The sequence below is a fragment of the Pseudomonas entomophila genome, from assembly GCF_029478665.1.
GTDB lineage: Bacteria > Pseudomonadota > Gammaproteobacteria > Pseudomonadales > Pseudomonadaceae > Aquipseudomonas > Aquipseudomonas entomophila_F.
Genome location: NZ_JARPQB010000001.1, coordinates 220,417 through 241,912, shown reverse-complemented (window position 1 = coordinate 241,912; position 21,496 = coordinate 220,417). Strand labels below are relative to the sequence as shown.

The following is a 21,496-nucleotide window of genomic DNA, read 5'->3' as shown; positions in this document are numbered from 1 at the left end:
GTGCCTGCATCGCGGCTAAAGCCGCTCCTACAAGCGCCACAACGCATCCACGAAACTGCGAAGGAAGCCCCCATGACCCTGACAGGCAACCTGCTGATCGGCCAGACCCGCGTCCCCGGTAGCCATGAAGCAGTCCGCGCCATCGACCCGGCCACCAACCAGGCACTCGAACCCGCCTATGCTGGCGCCACCCATGAACACGTGACTCTGGCCTGTACCCTGGCCTGGGCAGCGTTCGATGAATATCGCGAAACCTCGCTCGAACAACGCGCTCGCTTTCTCGAAACGATCGCCGAGCAGATCGAAGCCCTGGGCGACCTGCTGATCGACCGCGCCAACGCCGAAACCGGCCTGCCCAAGGCTCGCCTGCAAGGCGAGCGCGCCCGCACCTGCACTCAGCTGCGCACCTTCGCCCGCGTGGTGCGAGCCGGCGAATGGCTCGATGTGCGCGTCGACCACGCTCTGCCCGAGCGCCAACCGCTGCCACGCCCGGACCTGCGCCAGCGCCAGGTGGCCCTTGGCCCGGTAGCGGTGTTCGGCGCCAGCAACTTCCCACTGGCCTTCTCGGTGGCCGGCGGCGACACCGCCTCGGCACTGGCCGCCGGCTGCCCGGTGGTGGTCAAGGCCCATGGCGCCCACCCCGGCACCAGCGAACTGGTCGGCCAGGCCGTGGCCCGGGCGGCCAAGCTGTGCGAACTGCCCGAAGGCGTGTTCTCCCTGCTGTACGGCGCCGGCCGCGAAATCGGCATCGCCCTGGTCAGCGACCCACGCATCAAGGCAGTCGGTTTCACCGGGTCGCGCAGTGGCGGCATCGCCCTGTGCCAGGCGGCCCAGGCACGTCCCGAGCCGATCCCGGTGTATGCCGAAATGAGCTCGATCAACCCGGTGTTCCTCTTCGACGCCGCCTTGCAGGCCCGCGTCGAGGCATTGGCCCAGGGCTTCGTCACTTCGCTGACCCAGGGGGCCGGCCAGTTCTGTACCAACCCGGGGCTGGTGATCGCCCGCCAAGGGCCCGCGCTTGAACGGTTCATCACCGCCACCGGCGATCACATTCAACCCGTGGCGGCGCAAACCATGCTCACCCCCGGCATCGCCAGCGCCTATGCAAACGGTGTCGCGGCGCTGAGTGAAAACGGCAATGCCCATGCCGTTGCCAGCGGCCTGCCCCAGCAAGGCCCGAACCAATGCCAGGCTTACGTTTTCGTCACCCAAGCTCAAGCGTTTCTTGCGGACCCGGCGCTGCAAGCCGAAGTGTTCGGCGCCGCCTCGCTGGTGGTGGCCTGCGACAGCGACGAGGAAATACGCCAGGTCGCCGAGCACCTGGAGGGCCAGTTGACGGCCACGCTGCACCTGGACGCCGCCGACCTGCCCAACGCACGCCAACTGCTGCCCACCCTCGAACGCAAGGCCGGGCGCATCCTGGTCAACGGTTGGCCGACCGGGGTCGAGGTGTGCGATGCGATGGTCCACGGTGGGCCGTTCCCGGCCACGTCCGATACCCGCGGCACTTCGGTGGGCACTGCGGCGATCCTGCGTTTCCTGCGCCCGGTGTGCTACCAGGACTTTCCCGACGCGCTGCTGCCCGAGGCCTTGAAACACGATAACCCCCTGCACCTGCGCCGGTTGCTCGACGGCAAGCGGGAAGGCGCATGAGCAGCACCGATACCGACATCGCCGTGATCGGCGCCGGCATCATCGGCGTCGCCTGCGCCCTGCAGCTGGCCCGCCAAGGTAAGCGAGTGCTGCTGATCGACCGCCAAGCCCCCGGCCACGGCGCCTCCTATGGCAACGCCGGGCACCTGGCCAGCGAGCAGGTTTTCCCCATCGCCGACCTGTCGATCCTCAAGCGCCTGCCGGCCATGCTGATGGACCCGATGGGGCCGTTGCGCCTGGACTGGAAGTACCTGCCCCAGGCCATCCCTTGGTTCACCCGGCTGCTGCTCAACCTGCGCCCGACGCCGTTCCAGCGTAGCGTGGCAGGCCTGCGCGCCCTGAACGAGGCCAGCCTCGGCGCCTGGCAGCGCCTGCTTGGCAGCCTCGGGCACGGCAACCTGCTCCGGGAGGACGGCTCGCTGCTGGTATTCGAACGCCCGGCGTCACGCCCGGCACTCGAGGCCTTGCAGGCGCGCCTGCAACAGCAGGCAGTGCCGGTCGACTTCTGGGCGGCCCGGGCGGTGCGGCATGCGGCGCCGCAGTTGAGCACACAGATCCAGGGTGGCCTGTTCTTCCCCCGCACCGGACACTTCATCGATCCGTACCAAGTGGTCAACACGTTGTTCGATGCAGCACAGGCGGCGGGCGTACGCTTCGCCAACCGGGACATTCACGGCGGTCGGCTGCACAGTGATGGCATCGCCCTGCACAGCAGCCAAGGCGAGCTACAGGCCCGACAGGTGCTGATCGCCTGTGGTGCCCATTCGGCAAAACTGGTTGAAGGCCTGACCGGCACCCGGGTGCCCCTGGATACCGAGCGCGGCTACCACCTGATGCTGCCCAACGAACCGCAGCGGCTGCCGTTCGCGGTCACCTCCCTGGAGCGCAAGTTCATCATGACGCCCATGGCCGATGGCCTGCGCCTGGCCGGCACGGTGGAGTTCGCGGGGCTGGACGCGCCGCCGAGCATGCAGCGGGCGTGGCAGTTGCACCGTTTGAGCCAAGGCTTGTTCCAGCGTGACCTGGATGCCGAAGGGGCGACGCCATGGATGGGCTTCAGGCCATCGCTACCTGATTCCCTGCCGGTGATCGACCGGGTGGCGAATGGCCGGGTGCTGTTGGCGTTCGGGCATCAGCACCTGGGGTTGACCCAGGCGGCGGTGACGGCGGAATGGATTGGGCGGTTGGCGCAGGGCCCTCGGGATGCGCATCTGGACGCGTACAAGGTGGACCGGTTTTGACAGCCGGCTCCTACGAGGGCGACATTTTTCCCGTAGGAGCGGCTTTAGCCGCGATGCAGGCCGCGTGGTCTCTGGCACCCGCATTGCGGGTGATCGCGGCTGAAGCCGCTCCTACAGAGGTTGTGCCAAATCATCAGGCCACGAACAGATCACTCAGCGATAACGCTCAAGCCAGTGCGCGTAAGGCGCCGGCAAGGTCCAGGACGCTTTGTCCACCCCCAATGCCTTGGCGGCAAAGTACGGCCAGTGCGGATCGGCCAGGTGCGCACGCCCCACCGACACCAGGTCGAGCTGGTCGGCCTTCAGGGCAGCTTCGGCCAGCTCCGGCGTGCCGAAGCCCCATGCCGAGGTCACTGGAATGCCAGCCTCACGCCGCACGCGCTCGGCGATCGGCCCCATGAACGCCGGACCCCACGGGATATTGGTCTGCGGAACGGTGAAACCAACGCTGACGCTCAGCAGGTCCAGGCCACCGGCCTTGAACATGCGCGCCAGCTCGATGGACTCGTCGAGGGTCTGCTCATCGCGCCCGTCATATTCCAGCACACCGAAACGCGCCGTCAGCGGCAGGTTCTCCGGCCACACCTCACGCACGGCGGCCAGGGTTTCCATCAGGAAGCGGGTGCGGTTCTCGAAGCTGCCACCGTAGGCGTCGGTACGCTTGTTGGAATGCTCGGAGAAGAAGCTCTGCCCCAGGTAACCGTGGGCGAAATGCAGTTCAATCCACTCGAAACCCGCGTCCCGCGCACGGCGTGCGGCATCGACGAAGTCCTGTTTGACCCGGGCGATGTCGTCCAGGGTCATTTCGCGCGGCATTTTCGGCAAATGGGCGCCAAAGGCGATGGCCGATGGGGCGATGGTGTCCCAGCCACGGGCGTCGTCGGCTGCGATGTGATCGTCACCTTCCCACGGGCGGTTGGCGCTGGCCTTGCGCCCGGCGTGGGCAATCTGGATACCGGGCACCGAACCCGCGGCTTTGATGGCCTTCACCACCGGCACGAAGGCCTGGGCATGGGCGTCGCTCCAGATGCCCGCGCAACCGGGGGTAATGCGCCCTTCCGGCGCCACGGCAGTGGCCTCGACCACCAGCAGGCCGGCACCACCACGGGCCATGCTCGCATAATGCACCTGATGCCAATCGTTGAGCACGCCGTCCTCGGCCATGTACTGGCACATCGGCGGAATGGCGATGCGGTTGCGTAGGGTAACGTCCTTGAGGGTGTAAGGCTGGAACAGTGCAGACATGGCAATTCTCCGGGGAGATTCAATTACGGTAGTTCGATCATATTCGAACTATGGCAATTTATGAAACCCCCGTTATCATGTCGAGCATGCGAGCCTACTCCCACCCCAACCCCGAAGACCTCACCCTCGAGCGCCTGCTCTACGCCCTGAGCGACCCTGTGCGCATGGAAATCGTCCGCCACCTGGCCAGCGTGCCTGAAGCCAGTTGCGGCGAACTCGACGGCGGTCGGCCGAAGTCCAGCATGTCCCACCACTTCCGCGTGCTGCGTGAGGCGGGGCTGGTGTATACCCGCAACATCGGCACCACGCATATGAATTCGTTGCGTGGCGAAGAGCTGGAGACGCGCTTTCCTGGTTTGCTTGGCAGCATTCTAGGGCAGCGCTGAGGCACACCCGGCCACACCAATCTCAAGCCTTGCGCGATCCCTGTAGGAGCGGCCTTGCGCCGCGAAAGGGCCGCATTGCGGCCCCGGCGATCGTTGCTCAACATCGAAATGCTGGGGCCGCTACGCAGCCCTTTCGCGGCGCAAGGCCGCTCCTACAGGGGTAGGCGTAAATCCCTTGCCCGATTCTCGGGCATAAAAAAACCACGAGGCCGCCAGGGGCGACGCTCGTGGTGGGTGTTGCCGGGCAGGCCCGGCAAACCGTCTGGCCTTACAGCGCCATGTCGTTCGCAGGCTTGCTCTCGACCGGGGCGCTTGGCACAACGGTGGTGCCCACGCTCTGGTCGATCACCGGCGGTTTTTCCAGCTGCAGTACTTCGGCAGTGTAGTTCCACTCTTTCTGGGTGGCGGCGGCCGAATCGTTCAGCTTGGTACCGTAGCTTGGGACGATCTCCTTGATCTTGGCCTGCCACTCAGGGGTGGCGACCTTCTCCTTGAACACGGTTTCCAGCACGTTGAGCATGATCGGCGCGGCGGTCGAGGCACCTGGCGAGGCGCCCAGCAGGCCGGCGATGGTGCGGTCCTGGGAAGCGACGACTTCGGTGCCCAGCTTCAGCACGCCGCCCTTCTCTTCGTCACGCTTGATGATCTGCACGCGCTGGCCGGCCTGCCACAGTTTCCAGTCTTCCTTCTTGGCGTTCGGGAAGTAGGTCTGCAGGGCAGCGAAACGGTCGTCGTCAGACTGCATCAGCTGGCCGGCGAGGTACTCCACCAGCGGGTACTGGTCGATACCGACGCGCGCCATCGGCCACATGTTGTGGGTGGTGGTGCTGCTCAGCAGGTCCAGGTACGAGCCGTTCTTGAGGAACTTGGTCGAGAAGGTGGCGAATGGCCCGAACAGGATCACGCGCTTGCCATCGAGCACGCGGGTGTCCAGGTGCGGAACCGACATGGGTGGCGCGCCGGTCGAGGCGATGCCGTAGGCCTTGGCCATGTGCTGCATGGCCACGGTCGGGTTCTCGGTTACCAGGAACGAGCCGCCTACCGGGAAGCCTGCGTACTCTTTAGCTTCCGGGATGCCCGACTTCTGCAGCAGCTTCAGCGCGCCGCCGCCGGCACCGATGAACAGGAACTTGGCGTCGGTGGCCGATTCGGTACCGTCCTTCAGGTTCTTGTACTCGACGTGCCAGGAGCCGTCTTCGTTGCGGGTGATGTCCTGCACTTCGCTGGACAGCTTCAGGTCGAAGTTCTCTTTGGTCTTCAGGTGACCCACGAACTGGCGGGTGATCTCACCGAAGTTGACGTCGGTGCCGATCGGGGTCCAGGTCACGGCCAGCTTCTGGCTCGGGTCGCGCCCTTCCATCATCAGCGGTACCCACTTGGCGATCTGCGCGTGGTCTTCCGAGTACTGCATCGAACGGAACAGCGGGCTGGCCTGCAGGGCCTCGTAGCGCTGCTTCAGGAACTTGATGTTGTCATCGCCCCAGACGAAGCTCATGTGCGGGGTGGTGTTGATGAACGAGTGCGGGTTCTGCAGCACGCCCTGGCGTACCTGCCAGGCCCAGAACTGGCGGGAGATCTGGAACGACTCGTTGATCTCGATGGCCTTGGTGATGTTGACCTTGCCGTCTTTGTCCAGCGGGGTGTAGTTGAGCTCGGCCAGCGCGGAGTGGCCGGTACCGGCGTTGTTCCAGCCGTTGGAGCTTTCTTCGGCGACGCCGTCCATGCGCTCGACCATTTCCATCGACCAGCTTGGTTCCAGCTCGTTGAGCCAGACAGCCAGGGTGGAACTCATGATGCCGCCGCCGACCAGCAGCACGTCGACTTTCTTGGTGTCTGCGGCGTGCGCTTGCATGAAGCTCGCCGCGACTGCCAGACCCAGCAAGGTCTTGCCAGCTTTCTTGAACATTGATCGATTCCAGTCAGTAGAACGGAGGGTGGGCCTGTGGCTGGCCCTGGTTTCCATGTTCTTCAGCGCAGGCTTGTTGTGATCATTGTTCAGCAGCCAGAGAGACATTGGACGCGGCAGCCTTTGGTCGGATTGACCGACAAGGCTGAAACGATTTACGGATTGTAACCGAATTGCCAGCACAAACAAACGCGGGCCGGGGCGTCAATACGACAGGTTGCCACGCGACAAGCCGCCACGCAGGCCGATGACGAATCCCGTCGCCAGAAAACAAAAACCCCCGGCCAAGTCCTTGGCCGGGGGTCTTGGATCAAGCCACCTATGGCCTGATCAGGGGTATCCCAGGATTACTGCTGCTGAGGCAGTTTATCGATCGGGCCGCAGCCGCCGATCATCTTGGAGATGGAAACCGATGGGTGGAACAGGTAGTCGTACGAGCAGTTCTTCGGCTGGTTGTAGACTTGGCCAGTGCAACCGGACAGCAGGGCAACGCCCGAAACAACAGCGACAGCAACAGTAGCTTTGATCAGCTTTTTCATAAAAATCCTTTAAGTCCATGATCCACCATCATGCTGATGGCGCGCGAATCATACGGGAAAAGGGCGGGAGTGTGAACGCCGCTAGTACACGTGCACTAGTTGCCGACCGGAAGCCCATCCATTTTTGGAGCCACGACTAAGCTTGCTAAATCGTTACAGGCAATCTTGTTCAGCATGATTCGGTGCTACTCGCCCTCCTGTAGGAGCGGATTTATCCGCGAAGCAGACACCGCAAATTTTTGATGCCTGTCGAGGCATATGGAGAGCAACTAAACCGACCACTCCTCCACATTCCTACAAGTCTCACATCAGACTTTCCTGATTCCATGTAGTCCATTTCCGAAGCACACTTTTACCCCTTTCAAGCCATTGCAGCCGCACGATGCGCGGCCTTGTCTCAGTCCGTCGTTGCCCACTCAACGACCGGCTTTGACAGGCCGAATCTCAGAACGCAATGGCTGCTTTATGGCAGCTGTGCGTGGGGCACATTCGTGTGTGCCGGGATCCTGAGCCTCGGTCTGTCAACCTACGTACAGCTGCCTCCATTGGTTTGACAGCTGGTGGTGGACGCCCTAATAGTGAATCGCCCCTGATCCACCGAAGAACGCCCCCACATTATTGGCCGCCGCACACTATCTCACCGGCATGGCCAAAACACTGTCGCAAGATTTCTCCCACGCAGTTACGAACAACCCCGCTATTTAATGTGCCCCCGGTATTGAAGTCGTTTCGAACTTCATTGCATGCATTTTTTCGAGCAAAAGGGGCGATCTCTTCAAGGCGCGACAGACACACAAGTAATAGCATCTGGCCATATCAACACCTTGCCTAATAACCGGTAGTCCATTTCCGAATCGAGCGTTCAGGCCCGCCAATGTATTGCCGCTGGCTGGGTGCTGCTCTAGGCTCTCCCTCGTCGAAGCCCTGGACGAACAGATCATGGTGCTTCAGGAGCTATTCGTAGTGGAGGCCGCAGATGGCTAAAAAAGACACACCAGGCGGTGGGCCGCGAAAACCTTGGGTCAACCATCTTCAGCGGCTTCATGCAGCAGGCTTGGGCTTGGGTGGACGTGACATGCCAGCAGAGCGGGTTGATGCTGCAACCATAAATGACCTGAGCCGCGAAGAACTCAATGCCAAGTTCGAGACCATCGAGATCAAGATGGATGCTCGGGTAGAAGCCATCGCTTCGAAAATCGACGGCTTTCTCGGCGCACAGACAGAGCGCGACAAGCGTCTGGATGACTCGATCGCAGATGTGCGTCGAGACATTGTTCGACTAGGGAACCTGAAGCTGAATATCTGGGGCGCCACGCTGACCGCTGTTGCACTTGGTGTAGCGGTGGCAGCATTGAGCGTGACGCTCTATCAAACAGGTAAAGGCGACATCGCCATCCTGCCCCAGTCGTCACCCACGATACAGCCCCCCGCCTTGGGCCACGCTACACCCGACGCGTAGAAACACGTCGCAGCGAGCTTCTCCCTGAGCTTACCCGCCTCCATAACGACGAAGCCCCCGAAAACTCAACGTTTTCGGGGGCTTCGACTACTTCGCGTATGGCGGAGAGATAGGGATTTGAACCCTAGGTACTGTTGCCAGTACAACGGATTTCGAATCCGTCCCGTTCGACCACTCCGGCATCTCTCCAATGGCGCGCATCATACCAGCGTTTTCGTTTCTGGCAAACCTTTTTTGAAAAAAATTCGCGTGGTATCAGGCGCTTGCGTGAACGCGCCGCTTACAGCGGCACGCCCAGGCGTTTGGCAACTTCTTCATAGGCTTCGATCACGTCGCCCAGGCCCTGGCGGAAGCGGTCCTTGTCCATCTTCTTGCGGGTCTCTTTGTCCCACAGGCGGCAGCCGTCCGGGCTGAATTCGTCACCCAGGACGATCTGGCCGTGGAACACGCCGAACTCCAGCTTGAAGTCGACCAGCAGCAGGCCAGCGTCGTCGAACAGCTTGCTCAGCACTTCGTTGACCTTCAGCGACAGCTTCTTCATCTCGACCAGTTGCTCGGCGGTGCCCCAGCCGAAAGCGACGACGTGGGATTCGTTGATGAAGGGGTCGCCCTTCTCGTCGTTCTTCAGGAACAGCTCGAAGGTGGACGGCTCCAGCTTGATGCCCTCCTCCACGCCCAGGCGCTTGACCAGGCTGCCGGCGGCATAGTTACGCACCACGCATTCGACCGGGATCATGTCGAGCTTCTTCACCAGGCACTCGTTGTCGCCCAGCAGCTTGTCGAACTGTGTCGGCACGCCGGCCTCTTCGAGCTTCTGCATGATGAAGGCGTTGAACTTGTTGTTCACCATGCCCTTGCGGTCCAGCTGCTCGATGCGCTTGCCGTCGAACGCCGAGGTGTCGTTACGGAACAGCAGGATCAAGCGGTCGGCGTCGTCGGTCTTGTAAACCGATTTGGCCTTGCCGCGGTAGAGTTCGTCGCGTTTTTCCATGATGGGCTCCGCTTGCTTGAGTAGGTGGGCTAGGCGATCTGGCGCCAGTCGAGCCCATGGTCCTGGTTGGCCACCTGGAGCCAGTCCGGGTCGCACCCGAGGGTGTCGACAAAGCACTGGCGGGCCAGATGTGGCAGGTTGTTCTTGCTGCTGAGATGGGCCAGCACCAGGTGCTGCAGGTGCTGCCAGCCCAGCTCGGCCACCAGGCTGGCGGCCTGGTGGTTGTTCAAATGTCCCTGGCTGCCGCCGACCCGTAGCTTGAGAAAGTTCGGGTAATGACCGCGGGCCAGCAGGTCACGGCAATGGTTGGCCTCGATCAGCAGTGCATCCAGCCCTTGATAGCGCGACAACAGGTGGTAGTCGTAGCTGCCCAGGTCGGTGAGCATGCCGAAACGCCGACGGCCATCGCTGATCACATACTGCAACGGTTCGTAGGCGTCGTGCTCGACCCGGGTGGCGCTGACCTGCAGGTCACCGACCGGCAGCACATCGCCACAACCGAGGAAACCGGCCACGTCCACCGGCTTGCGCAGGCCGCGCAATGTGCCTTGGCTCATGTAGACCGGTACATTGTAGCGGCGTGACAGCAACCCTACCCCATGCACGTGGTCGGCATGTTCGTGGGTCACCAGCACCGCGCTCAGCTGCGAGGCCGACACCCCGAGCAGCGCCAGGCGCCGCTCGGTTTCCCGTAGCGAGAAGCCGCAGTCGACCAGGATGAACGTGTCACCACTGGCGATCAGCGTGCCGTTTCCCTGGCTACCGCTTCCAAGAACCGCGAAGCGCACTTAGCCCAGGTGATCCTGGATCGCGCTCAGCACGCGGCGGGCGACATCAGCCGGGGCTACGGTGTTGATGTTCTTCTCGACAGTCACCTGGACGTTCTCACCCACCTTGCTCAGGCGCACCTGGTAACGCTCGGCACGGGCTTCACGCTCTTCCTTGCTTGGTTCGCTGCCGAACAGGCGGCTGAAGAAGCCAGGCTCCTTCTGCTTGTCGTCGGGCTTCTCGGACAGGTTGATGTAGTACAGGCCCAGGCTGCGGTTGATGTCCTCGACACGCCACTCGCCCTGCTCCAGTGCACGGCCCACGCCGGACCAGGCACGGTCGAGGTCGGAGCCCAGGTACAGCACCGGGTTGCCGCTGCCGTCCTCGCTCAGGCTGACCTGGCTCGGGGCGTCGAAGTCGCGCGCGGCGAGCAGCGACACCGAACCGCCTTTCTCGGCGTTGCGGTTCATGCTGGCAAGCATTTCGTCGACCAGCAGCGCGTCGGCGCCGGTATTGCTGGAGGTGGACGGGAAGCTTGGTTCAGCGGTGCTGCCGGCCGGGCGCTCGACGCTGACCACATACACTTCGGAGGTGTTGCGCTGCACGCCCGGCTCCATGCGCACACGCACACGGACTTCGCTGTCCGAGCTGCTGGAGGCGCTGGCCAGACGCTGGCCGAGGGAAGCGGACAGTTCGTCGAAACGCTGCCAGGTGGTGCTGAACTCACCGGTCTGCGGACGCTCTTCGGCAATGCGGAAGCCGTTGTCCTCGAAGAACTGGCGGGTCACGGGCCAGACTTCGGCCGGCGAGCGCTGGGCCAGCACCCAACGGCTGCTGCCGCTGCGCTGCAGGCTGAAATCGCTGACCTCGGCGGTGGCCGACAGCGGTTGTGGGCGCGGCACTTCGAACTCGCCGGTGGCGCGATCGTCGGCAACGTTGCGCGGGATCGGCAGCAGCGGGTCCATGCGTTTGACGTTGCTGGCGTCCGGTGGCAGCTGCATTGGCGCGGTGGGGTGCGCCTGCAGGTAATCGCTGCCGCGGTCGCGGAAATAGCCATCCTCACCCCACAGCCAGCCACACCCACTGGTGCTGGAAATGATCAGGGCGAGCGTGGAAAGACCAGCCAGTCGCTTCATGCGGTGTACTTCCTCGATTAAACCAGTACGCCGGACTGGCGCAAGGCAGTACGGACTTTTTCGTGACAGCCTTCGCTCAGCCAGGTCAGCGGCAGGCGGATACCCTTGTGCATCAGGCCCATTTCCACGAGCGCCCATTTCACCGGGATCGGGTTGGCCTCGCAGAACAGGTCCTTGTGCAGCGGCATGAGTTTTTCGTTGATTGCGCGGGCCTTCTCGGCATTGCCCGCAAGGGCGGCATCGCACAGGTCGGCCATTTCGCGCGGGGCGACGTTGGCCGTGACGGAGATATTGCCCTTGCCGCCCATCAGAATGAGCTCGACGGCAGTCGGATCGTCGCCGGACAGGACGATGAAGTCCTTGTCGACGCCTTCCAGGATGGCCTTGGCACGCTGCAGGTCGCCAGTGGCTTCCTTGATACCGATGATGTTCTTGACCTTCGACAGGCGAATCACGGTGTCGGCCTGCATGTCGCAGGAGGTGCGGCCGGGCACGTTATAGAGGATCTGCGGGATGTCGACGGCTTCGGCAATGTGCTTGAAGTGCTGGTACAGGCCTTCTTGCGTCGGCTTGTTGTAGTACGGCACGACCAGCAGGCAGGCGTCGGCGCCGGCATTCTTGGCGTTCTTGGTCAGGTGCACGGCTTCGGCGGTGGAGTTGGCACCGGTACCGGCGATCACCGGGATCCGCTTGTTGCTGTGCTTGACGCGCTCGACCACGTGCTTGATGACCAGGATGTGCTCTTCGACATCCAGCGTGGCGGACTCGCCGGTGGTGCCAACAGCTACGATCGCGTGGGTGCCGTTTTCCAGGTGGAAGTCTACAAGTTTGTCGAGGCTGTCCCAATCAAGACGCCCTTGTGCATCCATGGGTGTGACCAACGCCACCATACTGCCCGCAATCATGTAATTGCTCCTGCCGGAAAAAGAGAGCGGTAATGGTACTGGCGCCATCGGCCTTGCACAAGCGAAGCAGGCGGGCGGAGCATTCCCCTTCGCGCCGCTTTTCGCTACCCTTGATCCTTTGATCGTTGCAGCGCGGCCCGCCGGGCCGTCGACAGTGCGCCTCGCCTGCGTCCACCGCCCGTAAATCCGGCCGGGGCCCGCTGATACTGGAGGCTTGCCCCCGTCCTGCATCGACCGCTCATCGCTTTAGGAATGCTGCATGTCCACCCCCACCGTTCGCGAACAATTCCTCGTCATCAGCGCCCTGGGCCCCAACCCCATGGAGCTGGCCAACGTCCTGAGCCGCGCTGCCTTCGACAACCGCTGCGCGGTGGTCACCTCGCGCCTGACCCGTCACGGCGAAACCAGCGCCCTGGTACTGCAGGTCGGCGGCAGCTGGGATGCCCTGGCGCGCCTGGAGGCCACCCTGCCCGGCCTGGGCAAGAAGCACGGCCTCACACTGGACGTGGTGCGCAGCGCCGACCAGGAGGTACGCCCGCAGGCCCTGCCGTACGTCGCCTACGTCAGCGCCGCCTATCGCCCGGACATCATCAACGAGCTGTGCCAGTTCTTCCTCGACCACCGCGTCGAGCTGGAAGCGATGACCTGCGATACCTACCTCGCCCCGCAGACCGGCAGCAGCATGCTCAACGCCCAGTTCACCGTGATCCTGCCGGCCGGCACCCAGATCAGCTGGCTGCGCGACCAGTTCCTCGATTTCGCCGACGCCCTGAACCTGGATGCGCTGATCGAACCGTGGCGCCCACAGAACCCCGTGTAAGGAAGCTCCCATGGCCGTAGCACTCGACCAACCCGTTGCCGATTTCCAGGCCCAGGCCACCAGCGGCCAGGCCGTCAGCCTCGCCGGCCTCAAGGGCCAGCAGGTGGTGCTGTACTTCTATCCCAAGGACAGCACCCCGGGCTGCACCACCGAGGGCCAGGGTTTCCGCGACCAGCACGCGGCGTTCCAGGCGGCCAACACCGTGGTATTCGGTGTGTCGCGCGATGGCATCAAGTCGCACGAGAACTTCAAGGCCAAGCAGGCCTTCCCCTTCGAGCTGATCAGCGACAAGGACGAGGCGCTGTGCCAGCTGTTCGACGTGATCAAGCTGAAGAAGCTGTATGGCAAGGAGTACATGGGCGTCGACCGCAGCACCTTCCTGATCGACAAGAACGGCGTGCTGCGCCAGGAATGGCGCGGGGTGAAGGTGCCCGGGCATGTGGATGCCGTGCTGGCGGCGGCCGAGGCCCTGAACAAGGCCTGAGGCAGTCCATTCGCCGGCAAGCCGGCTCCTACAGGTTCAAGATCACCGCGATCAAGGTAGGAGCCGGCTTGCCGGCGAAAGCCTCACAACATCGGCGCGACTGACGTTTCCTGCCGCGGCCAGGCATCCAGCACGGCCTTGAACAGCGTCGCCAGCGGGATCGCGAAGAAGATCCCCCAGAAGCCCCACAACCCACCAAACAAAAGTACTGCGCAAATGATCGCCACCGGGTGCAGGCTCACCGCCTCGGAGAACAGCAACGGCACCAGCACGTTGCCGTCGAGCGCCTGGATGATTGCGTACACCGCCATCAGGTAGATGAACTGGTCGCCCCAGCCCCACTGGAACAGCGCGATCAGCGTCACCGGCACGGTCACCACTACCGCCCCCACGTAGGGCACCACCACCGACAACCCCACCAGCAGCGCCAGCAAGGCCGCATAGTTGAGCCCCAGGCTGATGAAGGCGATGTAGGTGGCGATGCCACAGATCAGGATCTCGATGCCCTTGCCACGGATGTAGTTGGCGATCTGCCGGTTCATTTCCACCCCCACCCGATTGAGCAGCGTGCGCTGGCGCGGCAGGTAGCCACTGACCCAGCGGCCGATCAACTCGCGGTCTTTGAGGAAGAAGAACACCAGGATCGGCACCAGCACCAGGTAGATCATGGCGTTGACCAGCAGCGGCAGGCTCGACAACGAGAAGGTCAGCGCCCACTGGCCGAATTTGCCGATTTCGCCACGCACTGACTCGATGGCCCGCAGCACCTGCTCGTCGGACACCAGGTGCGGGTAGCGCTCCGGCAGCAACAGCAACAGCGACTGCCATTTGCCGAGCATGCCCGGCAGCTCGTTGAACAATGTGATCAACTGATGCCAGAGCAGCGGCACCAGCACCAGCATGAACACCGCCAGGGCGCCCATGAACAGGGTGAACACCAGCCAAACCGCCAACCGGCTCGGCACCTTCAGCCGCTCCAGGGCGTTGACCAGCCCTTGCATCAGGAACGCCAGCACCATGCCCGCCAGCACCGGCGCAAGCATGCCGCCCAGCGTCAGCACCACGGTGAAGGCCAGGAACAGCAGGACCGCCAGCACCACCGCCTCCTCATCGGAGAAGTAGCGCTGCATCCAGTCGCGTAGCACTTTGAACATTGACGATCCTTGGAAAAAAGACTCAGGCCTTGCGTAGCCAGTAGGTGTAGACCCCGGCTTCGGCCGTTTCACGCAGCAGCGTATGACCGGCAAGCTGGGCGAAAGTGCGGAAGTCGCGCTGCGAGCCGGCATCGGTGGCGATCACCTTGAGCACCGCGCCGCTGGCCAGGCGGTTGAGCTCCATCTTGGCCTTGAGCAGCGGCAAGGGGCAGTTCAGCCCGCTGGCGTCGAGTTCGGCGTCGCAGGTCGGGGTGTCGCTCATCAGGTACATCTCCAGGGCGGTGCGGAAAAGTCCCGTAGGATAGCGCCACTGGTCGGCATCGCGCGACCCGGCTACAGTAAGCCTTTTGATCGACGCGAGCTTCTGCATGAATCTACTGCGCCCCACCCTGTTGACGCTGGCCTGCCTGATGGCCCTGCCCGGCCACGCCGACGACCTGCCGTCACTGGGCGATGCCAGCTCCGCGATCGTTTCGCCGCAGCAGGAACACCAGCTCGGCCGCGCCTGGCTGAGCCTGTTGCGGGGCCAGGTCAACCAGTTGAACGACCCGCAGCTCAAGGACTACGTCGAAACCACCGTGTACAAGCTGGCCGAAACCAGCCAGGTACAGGACCGCCGCCTCGAGTTCATCCTTATCGACAGCAAGGAACTCAACGCCTTCGCCGCGCCCGGCGGCATCATCGGGGTCAACGGCGGCCTGTTCCTCAACGCCCAGACCGAGGGCGAATATGCCTCGGTACTGGCCCACGAACTGGCGCACTTGTCGCAACGCCACTTCGCCCGGGGTGTCGAAGCCCAGCAACGCATGCAACTACCCATGATGGCCGCGCTGCTGGCCGGCATCGTGCTGGCCGCGGGCGGCGGTGGCGATGCCGGTATCGGCGTGATCGCAGGCACCCAGGCTGCGGCGATCCAGGAACAACGGCGCTTCTCCCGGCAGAACGAACAGGAGGCCGACCGCATCGGCATCCTCAACCTGGAGAAGGCAGGCTACGATCCGCGCAACATGCCCAACATGTTCGAGCGCCTGGCCCGCCAGTACCGCTATGACGCCAAGCCGCCGGAATTCCTGCTGACCCACCCGGTCACCGAATCGCGTATCGCCGACACCCGCAACCGCGCCGAACAAGCCCGCAAGGATGGCACCGAGGACACCTTGCGCTACCAGTTGATCCGCGCTCGCGTGGCACTGACGTATGAAGGCACCCCGGGCCTTGCCGCCAAGCGCTTCCGCGCCCAGCTTGACGAGAACCCGCAGATGGACGCCGCGCGCTATGGCCTGGCCCTGGCGCAGATCAAGGGCGGCCAACTCAACGAAGCGCGGGAAAACCTCAAGCCGCTGCTGGTAAAGGCGCCCAACGACATCACTTACAACCTGGCGCAGATCGACCTGGACATCACCAACAACCGCCTGGCCGACGCCCAGCAGCGCGCCCAGCGCCTGCAGGGGCTGTATCCGGGCAACTATCCGTTGAAACAGGTACGCGCCGACCTGCTGATCAAGCAGGGCAAGCCGGCCGAGGCGGAAAAGGTGCTGGACGACCTGGTCAAGAGCCGGCCGGACGATCCGGATGTGTGGTACGACGTGGCTGAAGTGCGTGGCCTGTCGGGCAACACCATCGGCCTGCACCGCGCCCGTGCCGAGTACTTCACCCTGGTCGGCGACTTCGACCAGGCGATCCAGCAGCTTGACTACGCCAAACGCCGCGCAGGCAACAACTTCCCGCTGGCCTCGCAGATCGACCAGCGCCAGCGCGAGATCATGGAGCAGCAGCGGATGGTCAAGGAGATGATGGGGCGCTAGGTTCCGGCACCGAGCGTCCTGTAGGAGCGGCTTCAGCCGCGGTCACCAACAGACACCACGGTGCCTGCATCGCGGCTAAAGCCGCTCCTACGGAAGCAACAGTCCAGCGAGCGCCGGCAAATCTCGTCAGGCGTTACCGGACAACTTCAGACGCGCCGCCTGGGTGAAATCCAGCATGCGGTTCAGCGGCTTGATCGCCTTGGGAATCAGCGCCGGCTCGACGAAAATCTCGTTGCTGCCCTGGCGCAGGCAATCCAGCACCCGCTCCAGCGTATTCATGGCCATCCACGGGCAGTGCGCACAGCTACGGCATGCCGCGCCGTTGCCGGCGGTGGGGGCTTCGACGAATTCCTTGTCCGGGCACAGCTGCTGCATCTTGTAGAAGATGCCGCGGTCGGTGGCGACGATGAAGGTCTTGTTAGGAAGCGTTTGCGCCGCCTTGATCAACTGGCTGGTGGAGCCCACCGCATCGGCCAGGTCGATCACCGCTTCCGGCGACTCCGGGTGAACCAGGATCGCCGCGTCCGGGTACAGCGCCTTCATGTCGGCCAGTTGGCGCGACTTGAACTCTTCGTGGACGATGCAGGCACCGTCCCACAACAGCATGTCGGCACCGGTCTGCTTCTGGATGTAGCGGCCCAGGTGCTGGTCCGGGCCCCAGATGATGGTCTCGCCGTTGTCCATCAGGCTTTCGACGATCTCCAGCGCGCAACTGGAGGTCACCACCCAGTCGGCCCGTGCCTTCACCGCGGCGGAGGTGTTGGCGTAGACCACCACGGTGCGCTCGGGGTGCTGGTCGCAGAAGGCGGAGAAGGCTTCCACCGGGCAGCCCAGGTCGAGGGAGCAGGTCGCCTCGAGGGTGGGCATCAGCACGCGCTTTTCCGGGGTGAGGATCTTCGCGGTCTCGCCCATGAAACGCACACCGGCCACCACCACGATTTCGGCCGGATGGTTCTTGCCGAAACGGGCCATTTCCAGCGAGTCGGACACGCAGCCGCCCGTTTCCTCGGCCAGCGCCTGGATCACCGGATCGCAGTAGTAGTGGGCGACCAGCACGGCATTCTGCCGTTTCAGTTCCGCGGCGATGGCCGAGCGGTACTCGGCTTCCTGCTCTGGCGTCAGCGGATTGGGCTGTTTGGCATCAAGATGGGCCTGAACCAACAGGCGTTCGGAAATCTGGGTCATGATCGCTGGACCTGCGGGGCGCGTGGGCGCGTCAGTCGAGTGTATCACCCGGCCCTGGCAGATCGGCTAATGGTGCCGGACGGCCAGCGTCACGGCCCCTCTGCGGGCGCGGATTATTATCGGACGCGAAGGCTACAGGCAATCGGGGCGATGCAAAAGGGGTTTTTGCGCAGGCCAGCAGGGCGACCGGCGTTGCGCCGATCGCGGGGCAAGCCCGCTCCCACGGCGGGTGAGCGGGCTGCACCTGCGAGATCAGCCTTGCGGCGACAGCGCTGCCAGGTGAGCGCTGATCAGCATGGCGAACTCTTCGACGGTCATCTTCTTGCCGTTGAAGTCGACCATGCCATCGGCGTACTGCAGGCTGGCCACCACATCGCTGCCTTGCACCGTGGCCATGCCGCTCTGTACGGCCATCATGCCGACCATTTCACCGGCCTGACCGGACTGCTGGGCGATGGCCTGGGCATCGGTCTCGCCTTCGAGCAGTGCCTGCAACGTAGCCAGGTCACCGATCATCGGCTTGGACACGCTCAGCTTGCCATGCAACTGCGAAATCAGCTGCTTGCCCAACTGGTCCGGCGGCAGGTCGAAGGAGCTTGGGTTGGCGAAGTCCATCGACAGGCTGAAGCGGCTTTCGCCATTGGCGGTCTTGAATGCCAGGTTCTCCAGCGCCAGCTGTGGCTTGCCGGCGAGCATCTTCTGCACGTCGCCCTGGACCTTGGCCTGTTCTTCAGGGGTCATGTCGAAGGACGGCATGGCCTCACCCTCGGCGGCGGCCTGCTGGACCTCCGGCAGCTTGGTCTGGTACCACTCCATGAGCGCCTGCATGGCCGGGATGTCGATCGACTTCATGGTGAAGACCATCTCACCGCTGCCCACCTTGCGCCCGGCATAGCTGATGTCGGCGACCTTGTACTCCAGGCGGCCGGACAGCTTGTCCTTCGCTTCGCCCTCGGCGCTGTACAGGTTGTTCTGCTGCAGCCCCTTGAGTACCAGCACTTCCTGCTTCGGCCCGCTGGTGATCTGGGCGTCGCCCAGGGCCATGTCGAAGTTGCCGACGTAGATCATGTCATGGTCGGTCTCGGTGAGCTTGCCACCGATCTTGAAGCCATTGAGCAGGATCTTGACCGGTGTCTGCTGCCCGTCGGCGAAGTTCAGTTCCAGGCGCTCGGCGTTGCCGTGGATCGTGACCGCCTTGCCATCGCGATCGCTGCCCATCAGCAGTTGCAGGCCGGAAAAGTCCAGGACCTTGTCGCCGTCCTGCTCGAGCTTGACAGGTGCCAGGCGGATGTCGCTGTCGATGCCGCCGTCATAGCCCAGGCTGACTTGCGCAGTGACCGGCGCCTTGTCGCCGGCGGCGGTGAACCAGCCAGCGGTGAAGTCATCCTTCTCCAGCGCGCTGTTGCTGGTGGCCATCACCGGCATCAGCTTGAATGCCTTGACCCGCGACCAGGGGAACGGACCGTGCTCGATCTGGTCGACCACGCCAACGTCGAAGTTCAGCGCCTCGGCTTCGCCGAGCTGCACGTTCTGAGCCTTGAGGCGGTAGTGCGCGGTGCTGGTGAAGAAGTGCTGCTCCAGCGAAGCCAGCTCGATGGTCATGCTGCCACCGTTGCCGACCAGGGCCTTCTTCAGTTCTTCGTTACCACGCGCGACGGAGCGCTCCAGCTCCGCCGGCAGCTGCTTGCCGGTGTACCAGGCGCCTGCGGTGGTTGCGGCGGCGATGGCGACGGCCAGGCCGCAGAGGATGCCTACTGATTTCTTCATGAATAGAACCGATTGCTGTCCATAGGAGGGCGAATACGCAGCCCAGGGAGGTGGCCACGCAAGGGTGCAAGAATATCACCGAAGGCCCGGGAACGCGGCGCTTTCGCGGGGTTTTCTATCTGTCCGAGCCTTGTCTGATCCTTGTAGGAGCGGTCTTGTGCCGCGAAAGGGCCGCAAAGCGGCCCCGGCGATCTTTGCGGCAACGCTGAACGCCAGGGGCTGCCATGCAGCCCTTTCGCGGCGCAAAGCCGCTCCTTCAGGGAGCAAGCACGACCAAGAGATTGTCAATTTTTACGAACACCGAAATCGACTTACGCTTCATGAAACGACAAAAACAAAGTAAAAAACGACCAAAATCCCGATACCAATAAGGGTCACCTATCCCCTTGTCATGTTTAACTTGACACTCGATCTCCCATCGTTTTTATTTCCCCCACCTTGCACGCGCCCCACTCACGAAGAAGAAAAAAGCGCCGCCATGATGCCCAATCGCCCCAGCCCCCAAGCGCCGCCTTCCTCGTCCTGGCGCTGCCTGCCCTGATACCCGCGCCCACCCCGCGCACTCCCTCGCTCCAACATAAAAGGTGAACAACATGGAGCCTGTCCGCTCGACCTTGCCGTGCCTGCCGCACGCCGTGCCCGTTGCCCAGGATCAGGAGAGCCGCCCGCATGCAGCCTGACCACAGCGCACCCGGCAATGGCCAATTCCGCAAATCCCTGCGCCTCTGGCACGTGGTGATCATCGGCCTGGCCTACCTCACGCCGATGACCGTGTTCGATACCTTCGGCATCGTCTCGGGCATCACCGCCGGGCATGTGCCCAGCGCCTACATCCTGGCCCTGCTGGGCATCCTGTTCACCGCTGTGAGCTACGGCACCCTGGTGCGGCGTTTCCCGCAATCCGGTTCGGCCTACACCTACACCCAGCGCGCCATCAACCCGCACGTGGGCTTCCTGGTCGGCTGGTCGTCGCTGCTGGACTACTTGCTGCTGCCCATGGTCAATGCGCTGCTGGCCAAGCTCTACCTGTCGGCGATGTTCCCCGAGGTCCCGGGTTGGGTATGGGTGACCGGGTTCGTCACCCTGATCAGCCTGATCAACATGCGCAGCGTCAACCTGGTGGCGCATTTCAACCTGCTGTTCGTCGTCGTGCAGGTGGCAATCATTGCCGTGTTCCTCTACCTCTGCTGGCGTGGCCTGGGCCACGGCGAAGGGCTGGGTACCGCCTGGAGCCTGGTGCCGTTCGCCGACGACCAGACCCAGTTCGCCGCGCTGGCCGCCGGCGCGACCATCCTGTGCTTCTCGTTCCTGGGCTTCGACGCAGTGACCTGCCTGTCGGAAGAGACCCGCAACCCGGGCAAGACCATCCCCCGGGCGATCTTCCTCACCGCCCTGATCGGCGGCGCGGTGTTCATCCTGGTGTCGTACTTCATCCAGGCCTACTTCCCGACCATGGCGCGCTTCCACGACCAGGAAGCGGCCCTGCCGGAAATCGCCCTGTACGTCGGTGGCAAGCTGTTCCAGTCGGTGTTCATCGCCTGCACGGTGATCAACACCATCGCCTCGGGGCTGGCCTCGCAGACCAGCGTCTCGCGCCTGTTGTACGTGATGGGCCGCGACAACGTGATCCCGGCCAGCGTGTTCGCCCGCCTGCACACCCGCTACAAGACCCCGGTGATGAACATCGCGGTGGTTGGCCTGATCTCGCTGTCGGCGATCTTCTTCGACCTGGTCACCGCCACCTCGATCATCAACTTTGGCGCCCTGGTGGCCTTCAGCTTCGTCAACCTGTCGGTGATCAACCACTGCTATATCCGCGAAGGCCAGAACAAGGGCCTGACGAACAACCTCAAGTATCTGGTGGCGCCGACGATAGGCTTCTGCATCATCGTCTCGCTGTGGCTGGACCTGAACCAGAACTCGCTGCTGTTCGGCGGGATCTGGGCCGCGCTCGGGGTGCTGTACCTGGCCTGGCTGACCAAGGCCTTCCGGGTCGCACCGCCCAATTACGTCGCTGAATGACACCGGCCCACAACAACGCCCGCGCCTGAC

19 protein-coding genes and 1 tRNA gene are annotated in these 21,496 nt (G+C 63.4%); 8 read left to right on the top strand and 12 right to left on the bottom strand.

Annotated features, from left to right (window positions below; translation table 11 throughout):
* The first annotated feature begins 72 nt into the window (after positions 1-72).
* Complete coding sequence (locus tag P5705_RS01200) at positions 73-1,653, top strand: aldehyde dehydrogenase (NADP(+)) (RefSeq protein WP_277459117.1); 1,581 nt, start codon at positions 73-75, stop codon at positions 1,651-1,653.
* A complete protein-coding gene (locus P5705_RS01195; RefSeq protein ID WP_277459116.1) occupies positions 1,650-2,894 on the top strand; it encodes an FAD-dependent oxidoreductase in 1,245 nt (414 codons plus the stop codon). The genes P5705_RS01200 and P5705_RS01195 overlap by 4 nt, the downstream gene beginning before the upstream one ends.
* A gap of 153 nt (positions 2,895-3,047) precedes the next feature.
* On the opposite strand, the gene P5705_RS01190 is transcribed toward P5705_RS01195, so the two are convergent.
* A complete protein-coding gene (locus tag P5705_RS01190) occupies positions 3,048-4,139 on the bottom strand; it encodes an NADH:flavin oxidoreductase/NADH oxidase (RefSeq protein WP_277459115.1) in 1,092 nt (363 codons plus the stop codon).
* 50 nt (positions 4,140-4,189) lie between these two features.
* Between P5705_RS01190 and P5705_RS01185 the strand changes: the two genes are divergently transcribed.
* On the top strand, positions 4,190-4,525 hold the full coding sequence (locus tag P5705_RS01185) for an ArsR/SmtB family transcription factor (RefSeq protein ID WP_277459113.1): 336 nt from the start codon (positions 4,190-4,192) through the stop codon (positions 4,523-4,525).
* Between the two features lie 268 nt (positions 4,526-4,793).
* Here P5705_RS01185 and mqo read toward each other — a convergent pair whose 3' ends face one another.
* Complete coding sequence (mqo, locus tag P5705_RS01180; RefSeq protein ID WP_277459112.1) at positions 4,794-6,431, bottom strand: malate dehydrogenase (quinone); 1,638 nt, start codon at positions 6,429-6,431, stop codon at positions 4,794-4,796.
* 347 nt (positions 6,432-6,778) lie between these two features.
* Positions 6,779-6,970 (bottom strand): DUF4223 family protein, encoded by a 192-nt coding sequence (locus P5705_RS01175; protein ID WP_011535125.1) that lies wholly within the window; start codon positions 6,968-6,970, stop codon positions 6,779-6,781.
* Positions 6,971-7,946: 976 nt separating this feature from the next.
* Between P5705_RS01175 and P5705_RS01170 the strand changes: the two genes are divergently transcribed.
* A complete protein-coding gene (locus P5705_RS01170; protein ID WP_277459110.1) occupies positions 7,947-8,429 on the top strand; it encodes a hypothetical protein in 483 nt (160 codons plus the stop codon).
* 99 nt (positions 8,430-8,528) lie between these two features.
* Here P5705_RS01170 and P5705_RS01165 read toward each other — a convergent pair.
* The 5 genes from P5705_RS01165 to dapA form a co-directional block, all read right to left on the bottom strand.
* Positions 8,529-8,618 (bottom strand) — tRNA-Ser (locus P5705_RS01165).
* A gap of 91 nt (positions 8,619-8,709) precedes the next feature.
* Entirely contained in the window at positions 8,710-9,420 is a 711-nt protein-coding gene (gene purC, locus P5705_RS01160) for a phosphoribosylaminoimidazolesuccinocarboxamide synthase (RefSeq protein WP_011535129.1), read from the bottom strand.
* 29 nt (positions 9,421-9,449) lie between these two features.
* The gene (locus P5705_RS01155; protein ID WP_277459107.1) at positions 9,450-10,208 is read right to left on the bottom strand and encodes an MBL fold metallo-hydrolase; all 759 of its coding nucleotides are present in this window, start codon (positions 10,206-10,208) and stop codon (positions 9,450-9,452) included.
* Complete coding sequence (bamC, locus tag P5705_RS01150) at positions 10,209-11,324, bottom strand: outer membrane protein assembly factor BamC (RefSeq protein WP_252091389.1); 1,116 nt, start codon at positions 11,322-11,324, stop codon at positions 10,209-10,211.
* 17 nt (positions 11,325-11,341) lie between these two features.
* Positions 11,342-12,229 (bottom strand): 4-hydroxy-tetrahydrodipicolinate synthase, encoded by an 888-nt coding sequence (dapA, locus tag P5705_RS01145; protein ID WP_277459106.1) that lies wholly within the window; start codon positions 12,227-12,229, stop codon positions 11,342-11,344.
* Positions 12,230-12,488: 259 nt separating this feature from the next.
* On the opposite strand from dapA, the gene P5705_RS01140 reads away from it, so the two are divergent.
* Together P5705_RS01140 and P5705_RS01135 are read left to right on the top strand one after the other, a co-directional pair.
* Complete coding sequence (locus P5705_RS01140) at positions 12,489-13,049, top strand: glycine cleavage system protein R (protein ID WP_011535133.1); 561 nt, start codon at positions 12,489-12,491, stop codon at positions 13,047-13,049.
* A 10-nt stretch (positions 13,050-13,059) separates the two neighbouring features.
* On the top strand, positions 13,060-13,533 hold the full coding sequence (locus P5705_RS01135) for a peroxiredoxin (RefSeq protein ID WP_277459105.1): 474 nt from the start codon (positions 13,060-13,062) through the stop codon (positions 13,531-13,533).
* Between the two features lie 83 nt (positions 13,534-13,616).
* Here P5705_RS01135 and P5705_RS01130 read toward each other — a convergent pair whose 3' ends face one another.
* Both P5705_RS01130 and P5705_RS01125 read right to left on the bottom strand, forming a co-directional pair.
* Positions 13,617-14,687: an AI-2E family transporter gene (locus P5705_RS01130; protein ID WP_277459104.1), complete on the bottom strand. Its 1,071-nt coding sequence runs from the start codon at positions 14,685-14,687 to the stop codon at positions 13,617-13,619.
* 22 nt (positions 14,688-14,709) lie between these two features.
* Positions 14,710-14,949: a sulfurtransferase TusA family protein gene (locus tag P5705_RS01125; RefSeq protein WP_011535136.1), complete on the bottom strand. Its 240-nt coding sequence runs from the start codon at positions 14,947-14,949 to the stop codon at positions 14,710-14,712.
* 106 nt (positions 14,950-15,055) lie between these two features.
* On the opposite strand from P5705_RS01125, the gene P5705_RS01120 reads away from it, so the two are divergent.
* A complete protein-coding gene (locus tag P5705_RS01120; protein WP_277459102.1) occupies positions 15,056-16,492 on the top strand; it encodes a M48 family metalloprotease in 1,437 nt (478 codons plus the stop codon).
* A 126-nt stretch (positions 16,493-16,618) separates the two neighbouring features.
* Here P5705_RS01120 and nadA read toward each other — a convergent pair whose 3' ends face one another.
* The gene (nadA, locus tag P5705_RS01115) at positions 16,619-17,677 is read right to left on the bottom strand and encodes a quinolinate synthase NadA (RefSeq protein ID WP_277459101.1); all 1,059 of its coding nucleotides are present in this window, start codon (positions 17,675-17,677) and stop codon (positions 16,619-16,621) included.
* Positions 17,678-17,929: 252 nt separating this feature from the next.
* On the bottom strand, positions 17,930-19,444 hold the full coding sequence (locus tag P5705_RS01110; RefSeq protein ID WP_277459100.1) for a YdgA family protein: 1,515 nt from the start codon (positions 19,442-19,444) through the stop codon (positions 17,930-17,932).
* Between the two features lie 669 nt (positions 19,445-20,113).
* Between P5705_RS01110 and P5705_RS01105 the strand changes: the two genes are divergently transcribed.
* Positions 20,114-21,466 (top strand): APC family permease, encoded by a 1,353-nt coding sequence (locus P5705_RS01105; RefSeq protein WP_277459099.1) that lies wholly within the window; start codon positions 20,114-20,116, stop codon positions 21,464-21,466.
* Positions 21,467-21,496 lie beyond the last annotated feature (30 nt).